The 9,441-nt window shown below is 74.1% G+C and carries 7 protein-coding genes; 3 read left to right on the forward strand and 4 right to left on the reverse strand.

What is annotated here, in order from left to right; genetic code table 11:
- Positions 1 to 13 precede the first annotated feature (13 nt).
- Complete coding sequence (locus E1283_RS25015; RefSeq protein ID WP_132820403.1) at positions 14 to 1,993, reverse strand: thioredoxin domain-containing protein; 1,980 nt, start codon at positions 1,991 to 1,993, stop codon at positions 14 to 16.
- 129 nt (positions 1,994 to 2,122) lie between these two features.
- On the opposite strand from E1283_RS25015, the gene E1283_RS25020 reads away from it, so the two are divergent.
- On the forward strand, positions 2,123 to 3,352 hold the full coding sequence (locus E1283_RS25020) for a helix-turn-helix domain-containing protein (protein WP_243745088.1): 1,230 nt from the start codon (positions 2,123 to 2,125) through the stop codon (positions 3,350 to 3,352).
- 231 nt (positions 3,353 to 3,583) lie between these two features.
- Here the strand turns inward: E1283_RS25020 and greA are convergent, their stop codons facing one another.
- Complete coding sequence (gene greA / locus E1283_RS25030) at positions 3,584 to 4,084, reverse strand: transcription elongation factor GreA (protein WP_132820404.1); 501 nt, start codon at positions 4,082 to 4,084, stop codon at positions 3,584 to 3,586.
- 170 nt (positions 4,085 to 4,254) lie between these two features.
- A complete protein-coding gene (locus E1283_RS25035) occupies positions 4,255 to 4,671 on the reverse strand; it encodes a DUF4307 domain-containing protein (protein WP_132820405.1) in 417 nt (138 codons plus the stop codon).
- 132 nt (positions 4,672 to 4,803) lie between these two features.
- On the opposite strand from E1283_RS25035, the gene mca reads away from it, so the two are divergent.
- Positions 4,804 to 5,676, forward strand: coding sequence for a mycothiol conjugate amidase Mca (gene mca / locus E1283_RS25040; protein ID WP_132820406.1), 873 nt, complete (start codon positions 4,804 to 4,806; stop codon positions 5,674 to 5,676).
- A gap of 13 nt (positions 5,677 to 5,689) precedes the next feature.
- Positions 5,690 to 5,944 (forward strand): hypothetical protein, encoded by a 255-nt coding sequence (locus E1283_RS25045; protein ID WP_132820408.1) that lies wholly within the window; start codon positions 5,690 to 5,692, stop codon positions 5,942 to 5,944.
- Positions 5,945 to 5,990: 46 nt separating this feature from the next.
- On the opposite strand, the gene E1283_RS25050 is transcribed toward E1283_RS25045, so the two are convergent.
- Positions 5,991 to 9,284, reverse strand: a complete 3,294-nt coding sequence (locus E1283_RS25050) for a tetratricopeptide repeat protein (protein WP_132820407.1) — start codon at positions 9,282 to 9,284, stop codon at positions 5,991 to 5,993.
- Between the last annotated feature and the right edge of the window lie 157 nt (positions 9,285 to 9,441).

A 9,441-nucleotide genomic window follows, 5' to 3' on the forward strand; every position in this document is an offset into this window, starting at 1 on the left:
GGGTGGGGGAACCTCAGCCGCCGGTCCCCAGCCGGGCTGCCAAGGCGTCCGGCTCGGTTGTCGGCAGGTCGCACACGAACCCCCGGCACACGTAGGCCGTCGGGCGGCCGTCCCGCAGGGGCCGGTCGGCGAGCAGTGGCGCGCCGTCGGGCGCGCCCGGCTCGCCGAGCGCCACCACGGCGCCCGGCGCGGGCGCCGTGAGCGCGGCGCGGTGCAGCGCGGCGGTGGCCGCGTCGTCGCGCGGGCCGACGACCGCGACCTGGCGCGGGCCGTCGAGCGCCGCCTCGGCCACGGCCAGGCCCCAGCCGATGAAGCGGGGCGCTCGCGGGGCGAGCGCCGCCACGATGCCGAGCGCCAGTTCGGCGGCCCGGCGGTGCCGGTCGCTGCCGGTGTAGGCCGCGTACGTCAGGAGCGCGCCGGCCGCCGCCGTCCAGCCGGCGGGTGCCGCGCCGTCGGTGGGGTCCTGGGGTCGCCTGATCAGGGGCTCGGCGTCGTCCGCCGTGTCGTAGAGGGCGCCGTCCGGCCGGGCGAAGCGGGTCAGCACCGTCTCCAGCAGCGCCTCCGCGTGGTCGAGCCACCGCCTCTCGCCGGTGACCCCGTAGAGGGTGAGGAAGCCCTCCGCCACATCGCCGTAGTCCTCCAACACCCCGGCGCTCGGGCCGGCCTGCCCGCCGAGCGAGGTGCGGACCAGGCGGCCCTCGCCGTCCAGGTGCAGTCGGGCCAGCAGCTCGGCCGCGTCGACGGCGGCCGCCACCAGGTCGGGCCGTTGGAAGCAGGCGCCGGTCTCGGCCAGCGCCGCGATGGCCAGGCCGTTCCAGGCCGCGATGACCTTGCCGTCCCGCTCGGGCCTGGCCCGGGCGGACCGCACCGCGGTCAGCCGCTCCCGCTGGGCGGCCGGCGGCTCACCGGCCGGCAGCAGCAGTGTGCCGGCCTCGCTCAGCTGGTAGCCGATCGTTCCGCCGCCCAGCGCGTCGGCGAGCTGCTGCGACGTCCAGAGGTAGTACGCGCCCTCCTCGTGCAGGCCGCCTGGCACCTCGCTGTCCGCGTCGAGCGCCGAGCCGAAGCCGCCCTCGTCGGTGCGGAGTTCGCGGACGAGGAAGTCCGCGGTCTCCAGCGCGATCCGGCGGGCGAACGCCGATCCGGTGGTCCGCCACAGGTGGGTGTAGAGCCGTCCGAGCAGCGCGTTGTCGTACAGCATCTTCTCGAAGTGCGGCAGCACCCACTCGGCGTCCACGGTGTAGCGCGCGAAGCCGCCGCCGAGTTGGTCGTAGAGGCCGCCGCGGGCCATCGCCTCGCAGGTGCGCTCCACGATCCGCAGCGCCTCGGGCGCCGCGGTGCGGGCGTGGTGCCGCAGCAGGAACTCGAGTGCCATCGGCGGCGGGAACTTGGGGGCGCCGCCGAAGCCGCCGTGCTCCTCGTCGAACTCGCCGGCCAGGCCGCTGACCGCGACGGCCAGGTCCTCGGCGGTCGGCGGCGCGGACGCCTCGTAGGGCAGCTCCCGGCCGGCCAGGTCTCCCGTGATCCGGGCCGCCACCTGGGCGACCTCGCCGCGGCGGTCCCGCCAGGCCGAGTCCACGCCTTCCAGGAGCTGGCGGAACGACGGCAGCCCGCCGCGCGGCTCGGGTGGGAAGTAGGTGCCGAAGTAGAACGGCTCGCCGTCGGCGGTCATGAAGACGGTCATCGGCCAGCCGCCCTGCCCGGTGGCGGCCTGCACCGCGTCCATGTAGACGGAGTCGACGTCGGGGCGTTCCTCCCGGTCCACCTTCACCGGGACGAAGCGTTCGTTGAGGAACTCGGCGACGGCCGGGTCCTCGAAGCTCTCCCTGGCCATGACATGGCACCAGTGGCAGCTGGCGTAGCCGACGCTGAGCAGTACGGGTACGCCTCGTCGTCGTGCCTCGTCGAACGCCTCGTCTCCCCATGGCCACCAGTCCACCGGGTTGGCGGCGTGCTGTTGCAGGTACGGCGACTGGGAGTCGGCCAGGCGATTCATACCGGCATCGTCGCACGCTCCGCACCGCCCGGCCCGGCGCACGAGCGACGCGGCCGGCCGCCTCCCCGCCTCGTGGGTGCTACTCCCAGGGGCAGGCTGGCCGAGGCGAGGCTGGCCATCCTCGGTCGCATGCACGACACAACGCACGGCAGGTCCCTCCTCGGTGAGTTCCTGTCCACGCGTCGGGCGCAGTTGAAGCCGGCGGACGTGGGGCTGCGGCGTGAGGAACTGGCCCAGTTGGCCGGTGTCAGCGTCGCCTACTGCACCCGGCTGGAACAGGGGCTGTCGCTCAACGCCTCGCCGCAGGTCCTCGACGCGCTGGCCACGGCCCTGCGGCTGGACGACGCGGAACGGCACCACCTGCGCACCCTGTCGGGTGACGCCCGGCAGAGCCGCCGCCGGCTGCCCGCCGAGCGGGTCACCGAGGCGGTGCGCCAACTGGTGGACGCCTTCGGGGACTCACCCGTGGTCGTCGTCGGCCGGCGCTCGGACGTCCTGACGTGGAACCGCGCCGGGCACGCGTTGTTCGCGGGGCACCTGGCCCAGGAAGGCGCGGGACGTGGTGGGCAAGCCGCGGCAGGCGGTCGGCGAGTACCCGGGCGACCCGCATCTGGCCTCCCTCATCGGCGAGTTGACCATGCACAGCCCACGGTTCGCCACGCTGTGGGCCGAGCACCGGGTGCGTGCCTGGGGGATAGCCGGGTACCGGATGCGCCGTCCGATGGTCGGGGAGCCGGACGTGATACAGCACTCGCTCCCGCTCAGAGCGCCAATCCTGAGACATCACCCGGCACCCCCGGCCCGAGGCCGGCGGAGTGCCACGGGGAGCCTCGTCACGCGCGTGTTCCCGCCGCCGATGACGCCCCGTGCCCACTCCTCCCTTCACGCCCCTCGCCGAGGTCGTGGCTGCTCCAGGGCACGCTGGACATTCCCGACTTCCTGAACGACGTGGGCATGTCGGCGGTGGAGTGGGTCGAGGGAGACCAGCTGATCGTCTCCATGGCCGACGGTTCCCTGGTGCGGGTGCCCGTCCGGAACCCCGAGGAGGCGCGCCCGATGGAGCTCTCCGCGCCGCTGTCGTCCCCCCTGGCCGGCATGCGGCTCCTGGACGACGGCTCGATCGCGGCGGTCCGCAGCGGTCCGCTGACCGGCGAGCCCGCCCGGATCCAGCGTGTGCGGCCGGGCGACGGCTGGGAGGAGGCCACGGTGGGCGTCACCGACACCGTCGAGAATCCCGTCACCAGCGATGTGACCGAGGGACCTGACGGGACGACGTACGCGCTCAGCGGCGGGCTGGCCGACCTCCTCGCGGGCCAGCCCAACGACGGGTTCGCGCTGACCCCCGTCGACATCGGTTGAGCCGGGGGGAGTTCCCCCTGACGACCTGCGGGCCGGCTTCGCGTGGTGCCCCCGGTGCCCTGCGACGTTCGGGGGAGGGCGGCCGCGGGACCTCCCCGAGGTGCTCCGCGTCGGCCGCACCGTGGTGGGCGTGCCGGAGGAGGTAGGGCGAGGTCTCGGCGGCGGGGCGAGCGGCCACGAGTCCGTCCTGTGCCGCGCGCCCGGGCGCCGCGGGACGGAGGGGAGCCGGGATCAGGCGGCCTGGTAGGGCTTGGTCTCCAGGACCCTCACCATGGCCGTCTTGCCGTTGGGCAGTTCGTACTCGGCGTCGTCGCCGGCCTTCTTGCCGAGCACCCCGGAGCCGAGCGGCGACTGCGGCGAGTACGTCTCGATGTCCGAGGTGGCGAACTCGCGCGAGGCCAGCAGGAACGTCATCGTGTCCGACTCGTCGCCGTCGAAGGCGATGGTGACGACCATGCCGGGCGAGACCACACCGTTGTCCGCGGGGGCGGCGCCCACCTGCGCGTTCTGCAGCAGCTGGGTGAGCTGGCGGATGCGGGCCTCCTGCTTGCCCTGCTCCTCCTTGGCCGCGTGGTAGCCGGCGTTCTCCTTGAGGTCGCCCTCTTCGCGTGCCTGCTCGATCTTCTTCGCGATCTCGGTGCGGGCGGGACCCGACAGATGATCCAGCTCGGCCTTGAGCTGGTCATGCGCCTCCTGGGTCAGCCAGGTGACAGTGTCGCTGGTCTGCGTCACAGGTGCTCCTCGGGATGTGCGGAGGGGATAAAACGATAAAAACAACGCCCGACCCGGGACGACTACGCTCCTGGGCGGGCGGAAACATCGATCGAACTGTCGACTTTAACAACGCTGGTCGATGTGCGAAAGGATTACCCTCCGCTGCCGCGCGCAAACCCCACGGTGGCCTACCGGGGGGTCGGCGCCTCCGAACAGCTGATCAGCTCGGCGGCGGTCGCACGCTGCGTAGTCCTGAGGGTAACGGAGCGGTGCAGGCTCGACGTGTCGTCGTCGAACGTGAAGTCCGCGCGGCCCACTTCGAGGCCGTCCTCCGCCTGGGCCCGGATCGTGCAGACGCCGACGCCGTCCGACGGCTTGCGCAGCGCCACGTTCACGTCGACGCGCTCGTCCGAGACGACCTCGAAGCCGGTGAGTTCGCCGGTGACCCGCTCGCCCGCGATGTAGGAGTATCCGGCCCAGCCGACGAAGCCGAGCAGCAGCACGCCGAGCACGCCACCGACGATCGACAGTCGCCGGTTGGTGCGGGCCTCGTCCGCGGCACGGCCGTACCGTCCCTGGGGAAGCCCCGCGCGCGTGTCAGCCATCAGGACCTCCGGGAGCTTGGCGGGGGTGCACGGGCCGGTGCGAAAACGGGAACAACGACCCCTGCTCCATCAGTCACTATAGAAGCCCGGGGCAGACCCCGGACGACCCACCCGAATGACTGAGGACGAGCCTTGACAGAGCAGCTGCGACTCATGGCCGTGCACGCCCACCCGGACGACGAGTCCAGCAAGGGCGCGGCCACCATGGCGAAATACGTGGCCGAGGGCGTGGACGTGCTGGTCGCCACCTGCACCGGGGGCGAGCGGGGCTCGATCCTCAACCCGAAGTTGCAGGGCGACCCCTATCTGGAGGAGCACATCCACGAGGTGCGGGCCAGGGAGATGGCGGAGGCCCGCGAGATCCTCGGCGTGCGCCAGGAGTGGCTGGGCTTCGTGGACTCCGGGCTGCCGGAGGGCGACCCGCTGCCGCCGCTGCCCGACGGCTGCTTCGCCCTGCAGGAGGTGGACGTGGCGGCCGAGCGGCTGGTCAGGCTGGTGCGGGAGTTCCGGCCGCACGTGATCACCACCTACGACGAGAACGGCGGCTACCCGCACCCGGACCACATCATGACCCACACGATCTCCATGGTGGCCTTCGAGGCGGCCGGGGATCCGGAGCGCTTCCCGGCGGCCGGCGAGCCCTGGCAGCCGCTGAAGCTCTACTACAACCAGGGCTTCAACCGGCCGCGCACCGAGGCGCTGCACGAGGCGCTGCTGGCCCGCGGGCTGGAGTCGCCCTACGCGGAGTGGCTGGAGCGCTGGGACGACTCGGACCGGCCCGAGCGGTCGCTGACCACCCGGGTGCCGTGCGCCGACTACTTCCCGATCAGGGACAAGGCGCTGATCGCGCACGCCACCCAGATCGACCCGGACGGCGGCTGGTTCCGGGTGCCGATGGAGCTCCAGCAGGAGGTCTGGCCGACCGAGGACTACGAGCTGGCCAGGTCCCGGGTGGATACGGCGCTCCCCGAGTCCGACCTCTTCGCGGGCATCCGCCAGAATTGAGCCCATGGACGACATGAGCGCGCTGCTTCCGCTGGCGGAGAAGGACCTCAACGAGTACACGGTCACGCCCGGCGTGCTGGGCTTCATCGTGTTCGCGGTGCTCGGCGTGGCGGTGTGGGTCCTGCTGAAGTCCATGAGCAGGCACCTGGGCCGGGTCTCCGTGCCCAAGGAGTCGGCCGGGGCTGAGGCGGACGCCGAGGCCGGGGGCCGCGAGGGCGCGGGCGAGGCGGAGAAGGCCGCGCCCGGCGCCTCCGCCGCCCGCTCCTAGCGGGCACCCGGCACCCCGCGGCCCCGTCGGGCCGCGTCCCGCCGCGTCAATCCGCCGTGGCGACGCCGAACACGTCGCGCGCCGCGCGGCGCGGGACCATGCCGAGCCGCCAGGCCGACCAGCCGTCCTCCGGGCCGAGGCCGCGGCGGAGCATCAGGGCGTAGCTGTGGGCGGCGTCCGTCAGCCGGGGGTCGCGCTGGGGGTGCTCGGCGCGCAGGAGCTCCGCCAGCTCCTCCTGGGCCACGGCCTCGCCGACCTCGGAGCCGCCGGGTGAGGCCAGCGGCAGCAGGGTGCAGCGGAGGAACGCGGCCCAGTCGGCGCCGCGGCGGTCCGGCCGATCCTCGCCGTACCCGTCCGTGAACAGGCGCAGCGCCTCGTCGGTCAGCTCCAACGCCTGGCCCAGCCGTTCGTTGCCGGCCTCGATGACGGCCAGTTCCAGGCAGCTCCAGGCCTCGCCGTAGCCGACGCCGGCGCGCTGGAAGTCGCGGCGGGCGTCGGTGAGCAGCTGGCGGGCGAAGCCGCTGTTGCGCAGCGAGCCGGTGGACTCGGCCCGCATGTCCCTGGTGACCCGGGCGGAGTGGTGCCGGGCGAAGGCCAGGCCGTAGACGTCCCGCATCCGGGAGAACATGGTGCGGGCCTGCTCCAGGGTGCGCACCGCGCCGGCCAGGTCGCCGCTCTCCTCCAGGGCCTGGCCGAGGTTGTAGAGGGTCCACGCCTCGCCGCGGGCGTCCTCGGTGTCGCGGTGCCTGGCGAGGGCGGCGCGCAGCTGTTCCTCGGCGGCGGTCGGGTCGCCGGCGAAGACCCGGGCCAGGCCGAGCTCCGTCTGGGCCCAGGCGACGCCGCGTACGTCGCGCGAGCGCTCGTACAGGTCGAGGGAGAGCCGGATCTCGTGCTCGGCGGCCGTGATGTCCCCGCCGTAGAGCAGGGTCTGGCCGAGTTGGAAGCGGGTCCACGCCTCGCCGTGCACGCTGCCGCTGCCCTGGTGGAGGTGGAGCGCCTCGGTGAGCATGGCGCGGGCGGAGTTCAGCCGGCCGCGCTCGCGCTCCACGGCGGCGAGCGCGTGCAGTGTCCAGGCCCGGTCGCCCTGGAGGCCGCCGCCGGTCTGGAGCTCCAGCGCCTCCTGCAGCCGATCGCCGGCCTCCCGCAGCTGGCCCTGGTGCTGGAGGGTGATGCCCAGGTCGCGCAGGGCGCGGGCGGTGCCGGCCTCGTGGTGGGCCTGCTGGTAGAGGCTGACCACGGAGGTCAGGGTGGAGCGGGCCTTGTCGAGCTCGCCGAGCTGGCGGGCGGCGACGCCGGTGCGCCACTGGACGGACCGGGTGAGCAGGCCCTGGTTGACGGCCTGGGTCAGCTCGTTGAGCTCGCCGAGGCGGTAGAGGTCGCCGCGGAGCAGGCAGTAGTCGCAGAGGGCGCCGAGCAGGTGCTGGACGGCCTCGCGGTCCACGCGCTCGTCGGCGTGGCGGAGGGTGGCGGTGATGAAGCTGGTCTCGTCGTCGAGCCAGCGGAGCGCGGCGTCGAGCGAGGCGAAGCCGTGGCCGCCGGCGGCGGCCGGCAGCAGATCGGCGCGGGTGGACGTCTTGCCGTCGACCAGCCGGATCACGGTGTCGGCGAGCTCGGCGTAGCTGCGGATCAGCCGCTCCTGGGCCGCGGAGCGGTCCTCGTCGGTCTCCTCCTCGTGCAGCCGGGCCCGCGCGAAGCGGCGCACCAGGTCGTGCAGCCGGTAGCGGTTGCCGCGGACGTGGCGGAGCAGCCCGGCGGTGGTCAGCTCCTCCAGCCGGCGGGCGCCCTCCTGTTCGCGGACGTCGAGGAGCGCGGCGGCGGCGCGGGCGCCCAGGCTGGCGCGGCCGACGAGCGCGAGCCGGCGCAGCAGCCGGCGGGCGGTCTCGTGCTGGTCGGTGTAGCGCAGGCGCAGGGCGCGCTCCGCCGGGTCGAGCGGGCCGTTCGCCGGGCCGTAGTCGGCCAGGTCCTCGGCGAGGCGGGCCGGGGAGCGCTCGCCGAGGGCGGCGCCGACCATCCGCAGCGGCAGCGGCCGGCCGCCGCACAGCTCCACGATCCGGCGCCAGGCCAGCTCGTCATAGGGCTCGCCGGCGGCGATGGTGCCGCCGTCGGCGACCGAAGCGCGCAGCAGTTCCTCGGCCGCCGCCTGGTCGAGGGGGTCGAGCTCCAGGTGGTGGACGGAGGCCGGGAAACCGACCTCGACGGGCAGCGGCTCGGTGGCGGTGACCAGCACCAGTGAGTCCGACCGCTCGGGGATCAGGGTGCGCACCTGCTCCGGGTCGGTGGCGTCGTCGAGGATCAACACGACGGGCAGGTCGGCGAGATGCTGCTGGTAGCGCTCCATCAGGCGGCGCGGGCGGGCGGCGTCGGCGCCGCTGCCGGCACCGTCCCTGAAGAGCAGCTGTTCGCGGGGGGCGCCGAGCCGGTTGAGCAGGTGGAGCAGCGCGTCCCTGGTGGTGAGTGGGTCCTCGCTCTGGCCGCGCAGGTCGACGAGGCAGGCGCCCCGGAACAGCTCGCGGGTCTCGTGCGCCACCCACCGGGCCAGCATGGTGCGGCCGGAGCCCGAGGGGCCGTGCAGCACGACCACGGTCGGGCGGGTGTCGGTGCGGGCCCGGTCCCGGTTGACCCACTGGGTGATCTGGGTGAGCTGGCTGCGGCGGCCGATGAACGGATGTCCCGGGTCGGGCAGCCGCTCGAAGGATCGGGTCAGCACCGCCCTGGTGCGGGCGGCACCGCCGCGCTCGAGCGGGCGCTGCTGGCTGACCCGGCGGGTGTCGCGCCGCTCGGGGGCCAGCGGCTCGCGCCGCGGGGCGACCGCGCGCTGCTGCTCCAGGTAGGGGCGGATGCCGCGCACCTCCACCGCGTTCCGCCAGGCGAGGCGCAACTGTTCGACGCCGCCCGGCTGGTGTCGGCTGCCCGCGCTCCGCTCGGCGGAGAACAGGTGGGCGAGCACGGCCTGCGCCGAGAAGCCGGTCAGCGCCGCGGCCGCCACGATGATGGCGTCCGCGAAGGCGGTGGCCGCCGAGTCGTCGATGCTGCCGATCAGCAGCAGGGCCGCGATCGCCGCGCCGGTGGCGGCGGCCGCGAGGCCGCCGAGGGCGCGCCGCCCGAAGCGGTCGGCGAGCCGGCCGGGCGCGTGCTCCGTCTCCGCGCGGAGATACGCCGTGTACTCCTCCTCCGCCGGCCGGAGTATCTCGCCCAGCGCGCCCCGGGCGCGCTGGAGCAACTGGGGCCCGTCGACGCGCCCCTCGGAGCGGCGCACCTCCTCCTCAACGGCGCGCTCCAGCAGCCCGTCGATCTCCGCCCGGTGCCGCTCGGTGAGCGCGCCCGCGACGTGTAGTGCCATCGCTCCGTCCCCTCCCCGCCCTCTCCACTGTTCCGTAGGGCCGACTGCTCACCTGCCCAACCCGCCTGCTACCACGCCCCCTTGACATCCGGAGGTTGCGGGTGGGCCGAATCGTGACAGAAGGCGGGAGTGGGAGGAAGACCCGGAGGAAGGGGAG

Source organism: Streptomyces hainanensis (genome assembly GCF_004348415.1).
Taxonomy (GTDB): domain Bacteria; phylum Actinomycetota; class Actinomycetes; order Streptomycetales; family Streptomycetaceae; genus Streptomyces; species Streptomyces hainanensis.

Bases quoted from the DNA above. Each gene is read 5' to 3' on its own strand.
- E1283_RS25035 (WP_132820405.1), bottom strand. From the start codon at position 4,671: ATGGCTGACACGCGCGCGGGGCTTCCCCAGGGACGGTACGGCCGTGCC.
- E1283_RS25050 (WP_132820407.1), bottom strand. From the start codon at position 9,284: ATGGCACTACACGTCGCGGGCGCGCTCACCGAGCGGCACCGGGCGGAG.
- E1283_RS25045 (WP_132820408.1), top strand. From the start codon at position 5,690: ATGAGCGCGCTGCTTCCGCTGGCGGAGAAGGACCTCAACGAGTACACG.
- E1283_RS25015 (WP_132820403.1), bottom strand. From the start codon at position 1,993: ATGAATCGCCTGGCCGACTCCCAGTCGCCGTACCTGCAACAGCACGCC.
- E1283_RS25020 (WP_243745088.1), top strand. From the start codon at position 2,123: ATGCACGACACAACGCACGGCAGGTCCCTCCTCGGTGAGTTCCTGTCC.